Source organism: Sphingomonas sp. YR710, from assembly GCF_900101455.1.
Lineage (GTDB): Bacteria > Pseudomonadota > Alphaproteobacteria > Sphingomonadales > Sphingomonadaceae > Rhizorhabdus.
Genome location: NZ_FMZJ01000001.1, coordinates 115,272 through 129,300 on the forward strand (window position 1 = coordinate 115,272; position 14,029 = coordinate 129,300).

Consider the following 14,029-nt stretch of genomic DNA (forward strand, 5'->3'; position numbering starts at 1 on the left):
TCCTGTTGTCGAGATGCCTTCTGACCTATTCTGCTAACACACCTTAAGCAAGCGGCCCCGGCACATTGGATGCCGGGGCCGGGATCGCTGCTTACCAGAAGAAGCCGGAATGAACCTCGATCACGCGGCCGGTGCGGACGTTGACCAGAACGACATCGTTCCCGTAGCGCACCCAGCGGTTCCAGCCGGCGGCTGGCGGCAGGCGATAGCGCCATGGATTGGCGATCACATAACGGCCGCTGTAATATTCGGGCGCGAAGCGGTAGCCGACGACCACCGGGCGGTAGGCATGGCCACGCGGACCCACCCAGGCCGGCCGGCGATAAATGTCGCGGTGAGCCTCACGATAGTCGCGCCAGTCCTCACGCTTTTCCTGCCGGGCTTCCCGAAGGTCGTGGCGTTCTTCGCGCACGTCCTGTGGCGTGCCGTAGCGCCTGGCATCCTGCAGTTCGTGCCGTTCCCGCTGGATTTGCCTATCGTCGTGGCGCAACTCGCCGGCCGACTGGGCTGACGCGATCGACGGTATGGCGACGGCGGCCATCAGCCCCATAATGATCATCTTGCGCATGATTTTACTCCTCTCATACGAAACCCGTGCCGGCCGTAAAGATTGGGCAGCCAGCAGGTTCCTGATTCGCACGGATCGCCTGAACCCGCGGGGAATGAGGTGGTCAGCGAAATGAAAGCTTTGGACGCGGGCAAAAAGAAAGCCCGGCGACTTGGGAGTCGCCGGGCCTGTGCCGGAATGTTCGGGAAGGTCAGTTCCAGAAGAAATCGTAGATGATATCCTCGATCAGGCCGGTTCGGATGTCGATGAGCAGCACGTCATCATAATAGCGCACCCAGCGATAATCGCCCCAGGCCGGCGGCAGGCGATAATCCCAGGGATCGCTGATCCAATAACTCTGGCTATAGTACCAGGGGTCGATCCGGTAGCCGGGCGACCAGCGGCGATAGTTATAGCCGTAGCCGCGCGGTGCGACATAGCGGGGCACGCGAAACGTATAGCGGTTGCTGCTGCGATAGTCCTGCCAGCCATAGCGTCGGTCGCTGCGCCAATCGCGGTTCCAGTCGCGGCGGGCGTCGTTTCCGGCCCTGCCGTTCCAATCGCGGCGATCATCGCGTCGGTCGTCGCGCCGTTCGACACGTTCGTCGCGACGGTCATCACGACGCTCTACCTGTGCATTGCCGCGGGCATCGTGGCGATTGTCCTGCCAATCGTGCCGGTCGTCACGTCGGTCGTCTTGCCGGTCCTGCCGACCATTCCGGTGCTCGACCTGCGCTTCACGGCCGCCATTTTGCCATGCCCGGCGGTCTGGCTGGGCCGCGGGTGATACCGTCGGTGCCACGGCGCGAGGGGCAACGGGCTGGGGCGCAGCTTGGGGCGAAGGTTGTGGCGCAGCCTGCTGCTGCCCGCGGCCTTCGTCGCCTCCCCTGCGATCGCGCCATCCCTCCCCGCCATTGTGGCGGCGCTCGGCATTGTTCTGGTCGTTTGACTGGGCCTGGGCCGCGATCGGAGTCACGGCCGTGGCGGCGAGCAGCAAACCAACCATCCTTGTGGACATGGTACGCATCGGGAAACTCTCCATTATCAGCCGGCGCGATGCCAGCTTCCATGCCGTTATCGGCTTCGTCGACTGAGTATGGGCTGAACTGGATTGTCAGCAAATTGAAAGTATCAGAGCGAAGGCGGGGCCGCCTTGGGAACGGTCAGCGCCGGCACGGCCGCCGCCGCGTCGGCAGGTTCGATACCGGGCGGCGGCGCGGCTGCAATCGTCTCCACCCCCGATAGCACACGTCCGGCGCGCTGGACGGCGCGGCGGATACGCGGATAGGTGCCGCAACGGCAGATGTTCGTCATCGCTGCGTCGATTTCGGAGTCGGTAGGCGCATGGTTATGCTCGATCAGCGCCGCGGCCGCCATGATCATGCCCGATTGGCAATAGCCGCACTGCGGAAGATTCTCGGCGACCCAGGCTTGTTGGACGGCATGGCTGCGATCGCGCGACAAGGCCTCGATCGTGGTGACGAAGCTGCCCTCGATCGATCCGATCGGCACCTGGCAAGATCGTACTGCCTGGCCATCGATATGGACGGTGCAGGCGCCGCACAGGCCCGCGCCGCAGCCATATTTGGTCCCGGTAAGGTTCGATGCATCACGCAAGGCCCATAGCAAGGGCGTGGCCGGATCCATCCGGTAGTGCACGGGCTGGCCGTTGACGGTGAACCGAGTCATGCAGACAGCATAAGCAAGGATGGCCTTTTGCGATAGCTGCCGCATGAAAGCGCATGAAAAGGGCGGCTCAGGCTTGAAGAATCGTTGGTGCGCTGTTAGGGGCGGCGCTTCTCGACGTGGACTCACCTCCGCGGCGTTATGCTTTTGTTGTTCGTGAAGGCTGGAAGACGTTCGTCGGATCGGCGGCGTAAGTGGCTCGCTTACGGGCAATTTTGGAGATTGTTTTTTATATGCAGATCATCGTTCGCGACAATAATGTCGATCAGGCCCTCCGCGCGCTCAAGAAGAAGCTGCAGCGCGAAGGCGTGTATCGCGAGATGAAGCTGCGCCGTCATTACGAGAAGCCGTCGGAAAAGCGCGCGCGCGAGCGTGCTGCTGCGATCCGCCGCGCCCGCAAGCTTGAGCGCAAGCGGATGGAACGCGACGGCGTTCGGTAAGACCGCCTTTCTTCCGCCGCGCAAAGGCGGCGGACAAGCCTTTCTCTTCAGCGTCAGATTGCGAGCCCGCTTATGTCGGAAGTGACCGCCGTTCCCCTCCGCCCGATCGCGAAGGGATCGCTCGTGAAGCTTTGGGCTGGAGTCGCAATCATTCTCGCGGCCGGCGTCGGCACCGCTTATCTCGGTACGCGCGGCCAGGTGGCGATGGCACAATCGCCCGAAGATTTCCTGAAGGCGAATGGCCAGCGCAGCGGTGTGATCACGACCGCGTCCGGCCTGCAATATAAGGTGCTGGAAGAGGGCAGCGGCCCCAAGCCTGGCCCCAACGACATCGTGCTCGTCGATTATGACGGCAAGCTGGTGAATGGTGACTCGTTCGATTCGAGTGCGAAACAAGGCGGCCCGGCGCCGCTTCCCGTTTCGGGCGGCATGATCCCCGGCTGGAGCGAAGGCCTGCAGCTGATGAGCAAGGGGGCGAAATATCGCTTCTGGATGCCGCCCCAGCTTGCCTTCGGTGAACATGGTGCAGGCGGCAAGATTCCGCCTAATGCCGTGACGATCTTCGACGTTACCCTTCATGAGATCGCTCCGCCGCAGGCGATGGGCGGTATGGGCGGAGGGCATGGCGGCGGGATGTAAATCCCAGCTTCCGATTAAAGGAAAAAGGCCGCAGCGATGCGGCCTTTTTTTTGTTCACGACAGCGACGTTTCGCCGACAATGGCTGAGGTCCGTTATGTGGCTACCGCTTTCGACCTTTCCTCGAGAAAGACTTTGATCATTGCGACGATCGGGTCGGCCAAAGCGAGCCCCATGATGCCCAGCAGCGACCCCAGCAAGAGCTGTGTACCGAGAATCAGCGCAGGCGGCAGATCCACCGATCGCCGCGCCACGGCGGGAACGATGAGGTAGCCATCGATCATCTGGACGGCGACATAGATCGCCACGGCCCAGATTCCCGTCTCAAAGCCGGCGCTGAAACCGACCAGGATGATCAGCACGCCTGATATGATCGATCCGATATTCGGAAGGAACGCCAATATGCCGGTCAGGACGCCGAGCAGGGCGGCCATCGGCACGCCGACGATCGACAGGGCCACACCGACGCCGACGCCTTCGACCGCCATGCCGAGCAGGCGGCCGGCCATCAGCCGGCGCAGGGTGAAGCCCATGCGATCGGTCGTGCGATAGAAGCCGGCGCGCTTTTCAAGCGGCAGCAGCCACGCGATGCCGCGCTCGTACAGCCGCGGCTCAGCCGAAATGAACACGCCGAGCACGATGATCATGGCAAGGCTGGAAACCGCGCCCAGCGCGCTGCCCACCCACGACGTCAGCCGATCGAATGAGCCCATGATCTCGTTGGCGATCGCTTGCCCGCCGCCGCTCTTCGGGATGAGGCCCATCGCATGTGCCCAGTCGAACAGCTTGCTGAGCTGCGCCGCGACCACGGTTCGCAGCGCTTCGGCCTGCCCAGCGATCTGCGATCCGGCGAAATAGAATGTCCAGGCAAAGAAGGCGACGACGGCCAGGCAGACCATCATCAGCCGCCAGCCGCGCGCGATCGGTAATATCCTGCCCAGCAGCCGGGTCCCACCATCGAGCATCGACGCAAACACCAGCCCGCCGACGATCAGCAACAGCGGCTGGACGAGCATCCACAGCAGGGCGATCGCGACCGCCAATCCGAGCCAGACGGCGGCGCGGTGCAGTTCGTATGAAGTGGTTTCGGATCGACTGTCGGACGGGCCCGGTTGTTCCATACGTCCGGGCTCCGTCATGTCAGTCTCCGTTTCGAGCCGGATGCAGGCTGGTGCCAGCCCGGCCACCGCGTAAGGCGGTAAACCAGCTCAACGGGTTCCAGATCTGGGATGTTCCATCGAGCGAGAAGGTAATGAACTCGGCCCGTCCGCCAAGATTTTCGAACGGGATCGGTCCGCCCAGTCCGTTGGCGGCGATATCCACGCGGCTGTCGGCCGATTCATCGCGATTATCGCCCATTACGAAAATGTGGTCGGGCGGAATGGTGATGGCCGGATAATCGTCGACGGGTGAATTCTGGACGAGGTCGAGCGTGTCGTAGCTGCGCCCGTTCGGCAATGTTTCGCGCTCGCGCGGCAGCGCGCAATAGAGGACTCCGTCGGGTCCGGTCGTGCGATATTGCGCCTCGTCGGGGCTGAGGCAGGGTACGTTCTGATCGACCTTGATCATCGCCGGAGACATTGGCACGCGCTTCACGGGCACCCCGTTCAGGATCACCGTGCCGCCACGCACTTCGAGCCGGTCGCCGGGCAGGCCGATCACGCGCTTGATATAATCGGTGTCGGCGGCGGGCGGCTTCAGGATGACGATATCGCCGCGCTCGGGCAGCCGGCCGAACAGCCGCCCCCTGATGAAGGGCAGGATATGGAAGCTCGGCGACACATAGGACCAGCCATAGCTATATTTGGTGACGACCAGCCGATCGCCGGTGATCAGCGTCGGCATCATCGATTCGGACGGAATATAGAAGGGCTTGGCGATCAGGCTGTGGAAGCCGAGGACGGCAAGCACCAGCCATATGATACCGCGCAACTCTGCCCACCAATCGGTGGCTGGCTTCGCCGTAGCAGGCTTCGGATCTTCGATGTCGATGGGGCTGGTCATGGGGGCAGGCTGATCGCTCACGCGATCCTCTCCTCAAATCGGGCGCGCGAACAGGATGACGAAAGCCTGCGCCCAGGGGTGATCGTCTGTCATCGTCAAATGTACGTCCACCGCGTGGCCCGGCGGCGTGATCGCGTCAAGCCTCCGCTTGGCGCCGCCGGTCAAAAGCAGCGTTGGTGCCCCCGATGGGGCGTTGACGACGCCGATATCGCGCATGAACACACCGGCCTTGAAGCCGGTCCCGACCGCTTTCGAATAGGCTTCCTTGGCGGCGAACCGCTTCGCATAGGTGCCGGCGCGGGTGAAAGGGCGCTTTTCGGCCTTGGCCCGTTCGACGTCGGTGAATACGCGATTGGTGAAGCGATCGCCGAATCGATCGAGCGAGCCCTGAATCCGTTCGATGTTGCAGAGATCGGAACCAATACCGATGATCATGGGGCTGGCCTTAATGTATTGCGCTGGTTTCAAGAGACGGTTGGTGTGAACCTCAATCTATTCCATTTGCGGAGAAGTTCCGCGCCGTTGGTCGAAGATGGACAGAAGTTGGTCGAGCAGAATGCTGTTGGTCGCGGAAAATAACGTCCGTTCCCCAGCGTCTGATCACCGTGCCGCATCCATCAGATCGCGCATCCGCCGTACGCTCGCGTCCAACCCCACATAAATGGCCTCACCGATCAGGAAATGCCCGATATTGAGCTCGGCCATCTGAGGGATCGCGGCGATCGGCACGACATTGTCATATGTCAGGCCGTGGCCGGCATGCGGCTCGATTCCGTTGCGCGCGGCCAGCGCGGCGCCTTCGGCGATCCGGCGCAGTTCGGCGGCACGTGCCGCACCCGCGGCATGCGCATAGGCCCCGGTATGGAACTCGATCACCGGCGCGCGCAGGCGCAGCGCGGCCTCGATCTGTCGCGGATTGGCCTCGATGAACAGGCTGACACGAATGCCGGCATCGCTGAGGCGGGCGACGATCGGCGCCAGATGATCGAACTGCCCGGCGGCGTCGAGGCCGCCCTCGGTGGTGCGCTCCTCGCGCCGTTCGGGAACGATGCACGCGGCATGGGGGCGGTGCGCCAGCGCGATGGCGAGCATCTCGTCGGTTGCCGCCATTTCCAGATTCAACGGCAGATCGATCTCTGCCATCAACCGGTCGATATCGGAGTCCGTAATATGACGCCTGTCTTCGCGCAGATGTGCAGTGATGCCGTCGGCGCCGGCCTGTGCAGCCATGATTGCCGCGCGCACCGGGTCCGGGTGCGCTCCGCCGCGAGCGTTCCGGATGGTGGCGACATGATCGATATTGACCCCGAGGCGCAGGTCGCTCACGCGGTCATCGCTCTGCTGCCCGGCTTAATCGCCGGGATCGCCGCCAGATCGGCGGGCAGGGCATCCGCGGCATATGCAGGCACGTCGATTCGGATCAGCGGGAAGAAGGGCACGCCGAGATCGGCGGTTCCGTTCGACCGGTCGACCAGCGATGCAGCGGCGATCACTTTGCCGCCCGCTTCCTCGACGGCCTTGATCGCTTCACGGGATGAGAGGCCCGTCGTCACGACATCTTCCATCAACAGGATTTTCTGACCTGGGATCAGGCGGAAGCCGCGGCGGAGGCCGAAAACACCCTCGGGGCGCTCGACGAACATCGCGTCGACGCCCAGCGCACGGCCGATTTCATGCCCCGCGATCACGCCGCCCATCGCCGGGGAGACGACCGCTTCGATCTGCGAGCGAATATCTTCGGGAATGCGGGCCGCCAGCGCATCGGCCAGCCGCGCGGCGCGCGCCGGGTTCATCAGCACCCGCGCGCATTGCAGATAACGTGGGCTGCGCAGGCCCGAAGAGAGGATGAAATGTCCCTCCAGCAAAGCTTCTGCCGCCCGAAATTCGGCCAGCACCTCGTCGTCGGTCATGATATCCCCTTCGGTCCACGCTGCCGCTTTGCAGCACCCGTTCAGATAGGCCGTCGAGATTATCGCTTCAACTGCTTGCATTCCGCGCGATCCAGTGCTTGAGACGCCGGAAGCGCGCGCCTATAAGGCGCTCGATTTGACGGGCCCGATAACAGGAAGTCGTGGGTTTCGCCGCGCTTTACGGGGGTAAGATGAATACGCTGAAGACGATGATTATGGCTGTTACGCTGGCGCTGGCGCCCGCGTCGGCAGCTTTTGCACAAGACGCCGCCCCCGCTCCGGCGCCGGCTGCTGCTGCTGCCGCGACGGCGCAAACGCCTGCTGCGCCTGCGTTCGAGCACCTCAAGCCGGAAGCTGGCATCGGTCAGCCGATCCCGGGATCGCTGGGTCTGCAGCCGCAGGTCACAGATCTCGGTCGCGGTGCGAAGTGGTTTCACAACGATCTGCTGCTGCCGCTGATAACCGTGGTTTCGCTGTTCGTGCTGCTGCTGCTGATCTGGGTGGTGATTCGCTACCGGGCCGCTGCGAATCCAAATCCGTCGCGTACGTCGCACAATACGCTCATCGAGATCATCTGGACGCTGGCGCCGGTGCTGATCCTGCTGTTCATCGCTGTGCCGTCCATTCGTCTGCTCGCGCATCAATATGCGCAGCCGAAGCCTGACGTGACCATCAAGGTGATAGGCAACCAGTGGTACTGGACCTATCAATATCCGGACAATGGCGATTTCGAACTGGTTTCGAACATGCTTCCTGATGCCGAAGCCAAGAAGCGCGGCGAGCCTCGCATGTTGGCTGTCGACGAGCGGCTGGTCGTTCCGGCCGGCAAGGTCGTCAAGGTGATTACCACGTCGAACGACGTGATCCACAGCTTCGCGGTGCCCGCTTTCTGGATCAAGATGGACGCGGTACCCGGTCGCCTGAACGAAACCTGGTTCAAGGTCGATCGTCCCGGCGTCTATTATGGCCAGTGTTCCGAACTGTGCGGCGCGCGCCATGGCTTCATGCCGATCGCCGTCGAAGTCGTGCCGCCGGCCAGATTCGCCGAATGGGTGAAGTCGAAGGGCGGCAAAATGCCGGGTGAGGTGGCTCCGGCCGCAGCGGCTCCTGCAGCCGAAGCGCCCGCCGCCACCCCGGCTGCAGCGCCTGCCGCGCCGGCCGCAACTCCGCCTGTTACGTCCCAGCCTGCGACGCAGAACTGAAGGCCCATCAGATGACCGATATCACAGCATCTCCATCGCAATTTCAGGGGCATGACGATCATGCCCACCACCACGATGCCGATCACAAGCCGGCCTTCTTCGCGCGCTGGTTCATGTCCACCAACCACAAGGACATTGGCACGCTCTATCTGATCTTCGCGATTTTCGCGGGTATCGTCGGCGGCGGCATTTCCGGCCTTATGCGGGCCGAACTCGCAGCGCCGGGCATCCAGTATCTGGGCGCCTGGACGAAGCTTATGGGCGGCGCGCCTGATTTCGATACGTCGCTGCACATGTGGAACGTACTGATCACCGCGCACGGCCTGATCATGGTGTTCTTCATGGTCATGCCGGCGATCATCGGTGGCTTCGGTAACTGGTTTGTGCCGATCATGATTGGCGCGCCCGATATGGCGTTCCCGCGGATGAACAATATCAGCTTCTGGCTGCTCATCCCGGCGTTCAGCCTGCTGCTTGGCTCGACCTTCGTCGGCGGCGGTACCGGAAATGGTGCGGGTACCGGCTGGACGGTCTATGCCCCGCTCTCGACGAGCGGTTCGGCGGGGCCGGCGGTCGATATGGCGATCCTGTCGCTGCACCTCGCGGGTGCGTCGTCGATCCTGGGCGCGGTCAATTTCATTACCACGATCTTCAACATGCGCGCGCCGGGCATGACCCTGCACAAGATGCCGCTGTTCGTGTGGTCGGTGCTCGTCACCGCCTTCCTGCTGCTGCTGTCGCTGCCGGTTCTCGCCGCCGCGATCACGATGCTGCTCACCGATCGTAACTTCGGCACGACTTTCTACGATGCGGCCGGCGGTGGCGATCCGATCCTGTATCAGCATCTGTTCTGGTTCTTCGGACACCCCGAAGTGTACATCATGATCCTGCCGGGCTTCGGTATCATCAGCCAGGTGATCTCGACCTTCTCGAAGAAGCCCGTGTTCGGCTATCTCGGCATGGCCTACGCCATGGTCGCGATCGGCGTCGTCGGCTTCGTCGTGTGGGCGCACCACATGTACACCACCGGGCTGTCGGTCGACACGAAGATGTATTTCACCGCGGCGACGATGGTGATCGCGGTGCCTACCGGCATCAAGATCTTCTCGTGGATCGCCACGATGTGGGGTGGTTCGATCAGCTTCAAGACCCCGATGCTCTGGGCGATCGGCTTCATCTTCATGTTCACGGTTGGCGGCGTCACCGGCGTCGTGCTCGCGAACGGCGGCGTTGATAACTATTTCCAGGACACCTATTACGTCGTCGCGCACTTCCATTATGTGCTGTCGCTCGGCGCGGTCTTCTCGCTGTTCTGCGGTTTCTATTACTGGATCGGCAAGATGTGCGGCCGCCAGTATAATGAGGTGCTGGGTCAGCTCCACTTCTGGTTCTTCTTCATCGGTGTGAACGTGATGTTCTTCCCGATGCACTTCCTGGGTCTGGATGGCATGCCGCGTCGTATCCCGGATTATCCGGATGCGTTCGCCAAGTGGAATGGCGTCGCCACCCACGGCTATGAAATCATGGCCTTCAGCATGATCTTTTTCTTCGTCAACGTCTTCTGGACGCTGTTCGCCGGCAAGAAGGTCGAAGGCAATTATTGGGGCGAGGGCGCCACGACCCTGGAATGGACGCTGTCCAGCCCGCCGCCATATCACCAGTTCGAACAGCTGCCGAAGATCGATTGATCGGCAGCCAGTCCGGACGAATCCCTGTGCCGCCGCTTCGACGCTTTCGTCGAGGCGGCGGCATCGGTTAGGAAGCAAGAGTAACAATGGCGAGTAAGGCCCTTTCCCCCGCAGCCCCGATCCCCGCCGAGTGGCGTGATTTCGTGGCGTTGACAAAGCCCCGGGTCTTGTCGCTGGTGGTGTTCACAGGTCTGTGCGGCCTGCTCGCGGCACCGACGACGATCAATCCGGTATTGGGTTTTACCGCCGTGCTGTGCATTGCGCTGGGCGCCGGTGCGGCCGGCGCGCTCAACCAATGGTATGAAGCGGATCTCGACGCGAACATGCGCAGGACGGCGAATCGCCCGTTGCCGGCGGGCCGGATGGATCGCCAGTCGGCACTGCATTTCGGCGTCGGGCTCGGGAGCTTTTCGGTGATCCTGATGGGCCTCGCGATCAATGTTCTGGCTGCGGCATTGTTGCTCGGGTCGATCCTGTTCTATGTGCTGATCTATACCGTATGGCTGAAGCGCCGGACGCCGCAGAATATCGTGATCGGCGGTGCGGCGGGAGCCTTCCCGGTGCTGATCGGCTGGGCCGCGGCGACGGGCCGGCTCGATACGTTGCCGCTGCTGATGTTCGCTTTCGTCTTCCTGTGGACGCCTCCGCATTTCTGGTCGCTGTCGCTGTTCATCAAGTCGGACTATGCGAATGCCGGTGTGCCGATGATGCCCGTCGTGGCCGGTATTCCGGCGACCCGTATTCAGGTCATGCTGTACACCGTACCCATGGCGATCGCGGCCGTGATGCCGTGGCCGCTCGGCCTGACGGGCGCGATCTATGGCGTAGGCGCTTCGGTCCTGTCGGCGATATTCCTTGGGCTCGCGGTGCGGGTCGGGTTGCGTCGTGAGAGCGATCCGTCCCGGATGAAGCCGGAGCGGCAGCTGTTCACATATTCGATGCTCTATCTGTTCGCGATGTTCGGGCTGATGGTGGCCGACAAGATGGTGATTGCATGACGATGCTGACTCCGCAGGAACAAGCCGAAGTTCGCCGCCGGCAGCGCTCGCGCTCGATCGTGACGGCACTCATCATCGGAGCCTTCGTGATCCTGGTCTATGCGATCTCGATCGCGAAGATGTCATGACAACGCTTGCCGCACCTTCGGGCCGCAACCGCCGCGTAGGCGTGATCACCTGCTCCGTGGCCGCAGCCATGCTCGGACTCGGCTATGCATCATCGCCGCTTTACCGGATGTTCTGTCAGGCGACGGGTTTCGGCGGAACGACGCAGCGGAACGAAGGCGGGCAGGCTCCCGGCGCGGTTGTTGGCAAGATCATCAATGTGCGTTTCGACGCCAATGTGTCGCCATCCTTGCCGTGGAAATTCGAACCCGAGGTCAAGGTCTCGCGGGTAGCGATCGGCGCTCGTGAAATGGCCTTTTTTACGGCCACGAACATGTCGGATCATGCGATCACAGGAACCGCGGCGTTCAATGTGTCGCCCGAAAATGTCGGGCAATATTTTACCAAGATTCAGTGCTTCTGCTTCACCAGCCAGACGCTGAAGCCGGGCGAGACGGTGCGTATGCCCGTCGTCTATTATGTCGATCCGGCGCTCCTGAAAGACAAGGACGCCAGGGATCTGAACGAAATCACATTATCCTACACCTTCTTTCGGGCCAAATCCGGTGTGGATTCCGGCGCGACAGGCGGCTAAGGCACGTTTCAACGAACATTTTCAGGCAACAAACGACCACCAGGGGCGCGAAAAATGGCCGGAGCGAAGAGCCACGATTATCATATTTTGCCGCCGAGTCCTTGGCCTCTCATGGGGGCCTTCTCGGCGCTGACGATGGCCGCAGGCGGCATCATGTGGATGCACAAGGCGGCCTATGGCGGCGAGGTGTTCTTCCTCGGCCTGCTCGGCGTACTCGCCACGATGTTTTTCTGGTGGTCCGATGTGATCAAGGAAGCGCATGCCGGCGATCATACGCCGGTCGTGTCGCTGCACCTGCGCTACGGCATGATCCTGTTCATCGCATCGGAAGTGATGTTCTTCGTCGGCTGGTTCTGGTCGTGGTTCGATTTCTCGCTATTCCCGGCGCCGGTCGAAGTGATCAACGGCACAACATCGATCGTCGCGGGTGCCAGTTCGATCGTTCATGGTGAGGGAATCTGGCCGCCCAAGGGGCTGGAAGTCATCGACGCGTTCCATTTTCCGCTGCTCAACACGCTGATCCTGCTCTGTTCGGGTACGACCATCACTTGGGCGCATCATGCGCTGATCCATGGCGATCGGGAGGGGCTGAAGAAAGGGCTTTGGCTCACGATCCTGCTCGGCATGACGTTCACGAGCATTCAGGCGTATGAATATGCGCACGCTCCGTTCGCCTTCAAGGGGCTGAACTATACGTCGGCCTTCTTCATGGCGACAGGGTTCCACGGCTTCCACGTGCTGGTCGGTACGATCTTCCTGATCGTGAACCTGATCCGGGCCTATAAGGGCGAATTCACGCCGAAGCAGCATTTCGGCTTCGAAGCAGCCGCCTGGTACTGGCACTTCGTCGACGTCGTATGGCTGTTCCTCTTCGTCGTCGTCTATGTCTGGGGTGGTTGGGGCGCGCCGGTTCACGCCGGCTGATCCTACAACGGGCAGGCATTTCGGAGGGCGCGGTGGCGGCGGGATGAAGACCATCCCCCGCGGCCGCGCCCTCCCGCATTTCTGGAAAGGGCCGCAATGACCGATCCATATATGGCGCCTGCGCCGATCGAAGCAGCGGTCAAGGGGTTGTGTCCGCGCTGTGGCGCACCCGGCCTGTTCGATGGCTTTTTACACTTTGCGCCATCGTGCCGAGAATGTGCGCTGGACTATTCTTCGTTCAACGTCGGGGATGGTGCCGCGGCCTTCCTGATTTTGATCATCGGCGCGATCGTCAGCGTGCTGGCGATCGTCACCGATCTCAAGCTGTCGCCGCCCTGGTGGGTGCATATGATGCTGTGGATCCCGCTGACGATCGCGCTGACGGTCGGATCGCTGCGGATAGCAAAGGGCGTCCTGATCGCACTCGAGTTTCGTAACGCCGCCCGCGAGGGCCGGATAGCGGATCGGGACTGATGCGTCGGGTTCCCATCTTTGCGTCGCTCGTCGTTCTGCTGGCCGTGCTGACCATGGTCGGGCTCGGATTCTGGCAGATCCGCCGCGCGCACTGGAAGGAAGGGCTGCTGGTCCGTTATGAGGCGGGGGCCCAGGCATCGGCGCTCAACGGGCTTCCGGTCGATATGACGATCGATGATCTGTCGTTCCGGAAAACCCGGCTCGGATGCCGGATCGTCACGCCAATATTACAACTGGGCGGAGCGAACGCCGCAGGGCAAACGGGCTTTCGCAATATCGCGGGGTGCCAGTTGGATGATGGGCGCTCGATCATGGCCGATATCGGGTGGAGCGCGATCAACAGTGGGAAGCCCGACCCCCGCAGCGGATTGAAGATAGAAGCCGCCGGCCGACTGATTCCCGACACGGTTCTGGCCGGTCGGATCTTCGGTGATCGTGCGGGATCAGCTGTTCCCCTGTTGATTGTCCTCGATCGGCCGGTGAGCGGGCTGGAGCCCAGCGTCGCGCCATCGATAGCAGAGATTCCCAACAATCATCGGGCCTATGCGGCGCAGTGGTTCCTGTTCGCCGCGACCGCGCTGATCATCTACGTTCTGGCGCTGCGGCGGCGGTACAAGACGCGAGGTTGAGCCTAGCCGATGGGCTTTTGAGCGATGAGACAGGCGTGGCGAGTTTTCCACAACTTTCTTGCGGGTGGGAGGCGGGCAAGTGCTGTAAATGCAATCGCTTGTTGCAACGCAGCAAAAAAAATGCTCCGTTCCTTAACAGAGGCCTTCTGAGGGCTTAAGCGTCTGGAAAGACAATCAGGCGCAAGATCCT

18 protein-coding genes are annotated in these 14,029 nt (G+C 62.1%); 10 read left to right on the plus strand and 8 right to left on the minus strand.

What is annotated here, in order from left to right; translation table 11 throughout:
• Positions 1 to 91: 91 nt before the first annotated feature.
• From BLS13_RS00560 to BLS13_RS00570, 3 genes are all read right to left on the minus strand, one after another.
• On the minus strand, positions 92 to 568 hold the full coding sequence (locus BLS13_RS00560) for an RcnB family protein (RefSeq protein ID WP_093448861.1): 477 nt from the start codon (positions 566 to 568) through the stop codon (positions 92 to 94).
• A gap of 190 nt (positions 569 to 758) precedes the next feature.
• Entirely contained in the window at positions 759 to 1,574 is an 816-nt protein-coding gene (locus BLS13_RS00565) for an RcnB family protein (RefSeq protein WP_256325634.1), read from the minus strand.
• A 104-nt stretch (positions 1,575 to 1,678) separates the two neighbouring features.
• Positions 1,679 to 2,236 (minus strand): (2Fe-2S)-binding protein, encoded by a 558-nt coding sequence (locus BLS13_RS00570; RefSeq protein ID WP_093448867.1) that lies wholly within the window; start codon positions 2,234 to 2,236, stop codon positions 1,679 to 1,681.
• A gap of 230 nt (positions 2,237 to 2,466) precedes the next feature.
• Between BLS13_RS00570 and rpsU the strand changes: the two genes are divergently transcribed.
• The gene (rpsU, locus tag BLS13_RS00575; protein WP_029548939.1) at positions 2,467 to 2,673 is read left to right on the plus strand and encodes a 30S ribosomal protein S21; all 207 of its coding nucleotides are present in this window, start codon (positions 2,467 to 2,469) and stop codon (positions 2,671 to 2,673) included.
• Positions 2,674 to 2,745: 72 nt separating this feature from the next.
• Entirely contained in the window at positions 2,746 to 3,312 is a 567-nt protein-coding gene (locus BLS13_RS00580) for an FKBP-type peptidyl-prolyl cis-trans isomerase (protein WP_093448869.1), read from the plus strand.
• 93 nt (positions 3,313 to 3,405) lie between these two features.
• On the opposite strand, the gene BLS13_RS00585 is transcribed toward BLS13_RS00580, so the two are convergent.
• From BLS13_RS00585 to pyrE, 5 genes are all read right to left on the minus strand, one after another.
• A complete protein-coding gene (locus BLS13_RS00585; protein ID WP_093448872.1) occupies positions 3,406 to 4,449 on the minus strand; it encodes an AI-2E family transporter in 1,044 nt (347 codons plus the stop codon).
• 1 nt (position 4,450) lies between these two features.
• A complete protein-coding gene (lepB, locus tag BLS13_RS00590; protein WP_093448875.1) occupies positions 4,451 to 5,314 on the minus strand; it encodes a signal peptidase I in 864 nt (287 codons plus the stop codon).
• 33 nt (positions 5,315 to 5,347) lie between these two features.
• Positions 5,348 to 5,749 (minus strand): holo-ACP synthase, encoded by a 402-nt coding sequence (acpS, locus tag BLS13_RS00595; RefSeq protein ID WP_093448878.1) that lies wholly within the window; start codon positions 5,747 to 5,749, stop codon positions 5,348 to 5,350.
• Between the two features lie 165 nt (positions 5,750 to 5,914).
• The gene (locus BLS13_RS00600; protein ID WP_093448880.1) at positions 5,915 to 6,640 is read right to left on the minus strand and encodes a pyridoxine 5'-phosphate synthase; all 726 of its coding nucleotides are present in this window, start codon (positions 6,638 to 6,640) and stop codon (positions 5,915 to 5,917) included.
• Positions 6,637 to 7,224 carry an orotate phosphoribosyltransferase gene (gene pyrE, locus BLS13_RS00605; RefSeq protein WP_093448883.1) on the minus strand — a complete coding sequence of 196 codons (588 nt, stop codon included), beginning with the start codon at positions 7,222 to 7,224 and terminating at the stop codon, positions 6,637 to 6,639. Before pyrE ends, BLS13_RS00600 begins: the two co-directional genes overlap by 4 nt.
• Positions 7,225 to 7,415: 191 nt before the next feature.
• Here pyrE and coxB point away from each other — a divergent pair, with 191 nt between their 5' ends.
• From coxB to BLS13_RS00640, 8 genes are all read left to right on the plus strand, one after another.
• Complete coding sequence (gene coxB / locus BLS13_RS00610) at positions 7,416 to 8,426, plus strand: cytochrome c oxidase subunit II (RefSeq protein WP_093448886.1); 1,011 nt, start codon at positions 7,416 to 7,418, stop codon at positions 8,424 to 8,426.
• 11 nt (positions 8,427 to 8,437) lie between these two features.
• Complete coding sequence (ctaD, locus tag BLS13_RS00615) at positions 8,438 to 10,114, plus strand: cytochrome c oxidase subunit I (protein WP_093448889.1); 1,677 nt, start codon at positions 8,438 to 8,440, stop codon at positions 10,112 to 10,114.
• A gap of 86 nt (positions 10,115 to 10,200) precedes the next feature.
• Positions 10,201 to 11,112: a heme o synthase gene (locus BLS13_RS00620; RefSeq protein WP_093448891.1), complete on the plus strand. Its 912-nt coding sequence runs from the start codon at positions 10,201 to 10,203 to the stop codon at positions 11,110 to 11,112.
• On the plus strand, positions 11,109 to 11,240 hold the full coding sequence (locus BLS13_RS20920; RefSeq protein WP_256325668.1) for a hypothetical protein: 132 nt from the start codon (positions 11,109 to 11,111) through the stop codon (positions 11,238 to 11,240). Before BLS13_RS00620 ends, BLS13_RS20920 begins: the two co-directional genes overlap by 4 nt.
• Positions 11,237 to 11,812: a cytochrome c oxidase assembly protein gene (locus tag BLS13_RS00625; RefSeq protein WP_093448894.1), complete on the plus strand. Its 576-nt coding sequence runs from the start codon at positions 11,237 to 11,239 to the stop codon at positions 11,810 to 11,812. The genes BLS13_RS20920 and BLS13_RS00625 overlap by 4 nt, the downstream gene beginning before the upstream one ends.
• Before the next feature lie 54 nt (positions 11,813 to 11,866).
• On the plus strand, positions 11,867 to 12,736 hold the full coding sequence (locus BLS13_RS00630; protein WP_093448897.1) for a cytochrome c oxidase subunit 3: 870 nt from the start codon (positions 11,867 to 11,869) through the stop codon (positions 12,734 to 12,736).
• Positions 12,737 to 12,832: 96 nt separating this feature from the next.
• The gene (locus BLS13_RS00635; protein ID WP_256325635.1) at positions 12,833 to 13,210 is read left to right on the plus strand and encodes a DUF983 domain-containing protein; all 378 of its coding nucleotides are present in this window, start codon (positions 12,833 to 12,835) and stop codon (positions 13,208 to 13,210) included.
• Complete coding sequence (locus BLS13_RS00640; RefSeq protein ID WP_093448899.1) at positions 13,210 to 13,839, plus strand: SURF1 family protein; 630 nt, start codon at positions 13,210 to 13,212, stop codon at positions 13,837 to 13,839. The genes BLS13_RS00635 and BLS13_RS00640 overlap by 1 nt, the downstream gene beginning before the upstream one ends.
• Positions 13,840 to 14,029: the final 190 nt, after the last annotated feature.

Excerpts from the sequence above, each read along its gene's own strand:
- BLS13_RS00565 (WP_256325634.1), bottom strand. The coding sequence starts at position 1,574 with ATGCGTACCATGTCCACAAGGATGGTTGGTTTGCTGCTCGCCGCCACG.
- lepB (WP_093448875.1), bottom strand. The coding sequence starts at position 5,314 with ATGACCAGCCCCATCGACATCGAAGATCCGAAGCCTGCTACGGCGAAG.
- rpsU (WP_029548939.1), top strand. The coding sequence starts at position 2,467 with ATGCAGATCATCGTTCGCGACAATAATGTCGATCAGGCCCTCCGCGCG.
- coxB (WP_093448886.1), top strand. The coding sequence starts at position 7,416 with ATGAATACGCTGAAGACGATGATTATGGCTGTTACGCTGGCGCTGGCG.
- BLS13_RS00625 (WP_093448894.1), top strand. The coding sequence starts at position 11,237 with ATGACAACGCTTGCCGCACCTTCGGGCCGCAACCGCCGCGTAGGCGTG.
- ctaD (WP_093448889.1), top strand. The coding sequence starts at position 8,438 with ATGACCGATATCACAGCATCTCCATCGCAATTTCAGGGGCATGACGAT.
- BLS13_RS00560 (WP_093448861.1), bottom strand. The coding sequence starts at position 568 with ATGCGCAAGATGATCATTATGGGGCTGATGGCCGCCGTCGCCATACCG.
- pyrE (WP_093448883.1), bottom strand. The coding sequence starts at position 7,224 with ATGACCGACGACGAGGTGCTGGCCGAATTTCGGGCGGCAGAAGCTTTG.
- BLS13_RS20920 (WP_256325668.1), top strand. The coding sequence starts at position 11,109 with ATGACGATGCTGACTCCGCAGGAACAAGCCGAAGTTCGCCGCCGGCAG.
- BLS13_RS00585 (WP_093448872.1), bottom strand. The coding sequence starts at position 4,449 with ATGACGGAGCCCGGACGTATGGAACAACCGGGCCCGTCCGACAGTCGA.
- BLS13_RS00630 (WP_093448897.1), top strand. The coding sequence starts at position 11,867 with ATGGCCGGAGCGAAGAGCCACGATTATCATATTTTGCCGCCGAGTCCT.
- BLS13_RS00620 (WP_093448891.1), top strand. The coding sequence starts at position 10,201 with ATGGCGAGTAAGGCCCTTTCCCCCGCAGCCCCGATCCCCGCCGAGTGG.
- BLS13_RS00640 (WP_093448899.1), top strand. The coding sequence starts at position 13,210 with ATGCGTCGGGTTCCCATCTTTGCGTCGCTCGTCGTTCTGCTGGCCGTG.
- BLS13_RS00570 (WP_093448867.1), bottom strand. The coding sequence starts at position 2,236 with ATGACTCGGTTCACCGTCAACGGCCAGCCCGTGCACTACCGGATGGAT.
- BLS13_RS00580 (WP_093448869.1), top strand. The coding sequence starts at position 2,746 with ATGTCGGAAGTGACCGCCGTTCCCCTCCGCCCGATCGCGAAGGGATCG.
- BLS13_RS00635 (WP_256325635.1), top strand. The coding sequence starts at position 12,833 with ATGACCGATCCATATATGGCGCCTGCGCCGATCGAAGCAGCGGTCAAG.
- acpS (WP_093448878.1), bottom strand. The coding sequence starts at position 5,749 with ATGATCATCGGTATTGGTTCCGATCTCTGCAACATCGAACGGATTCAG.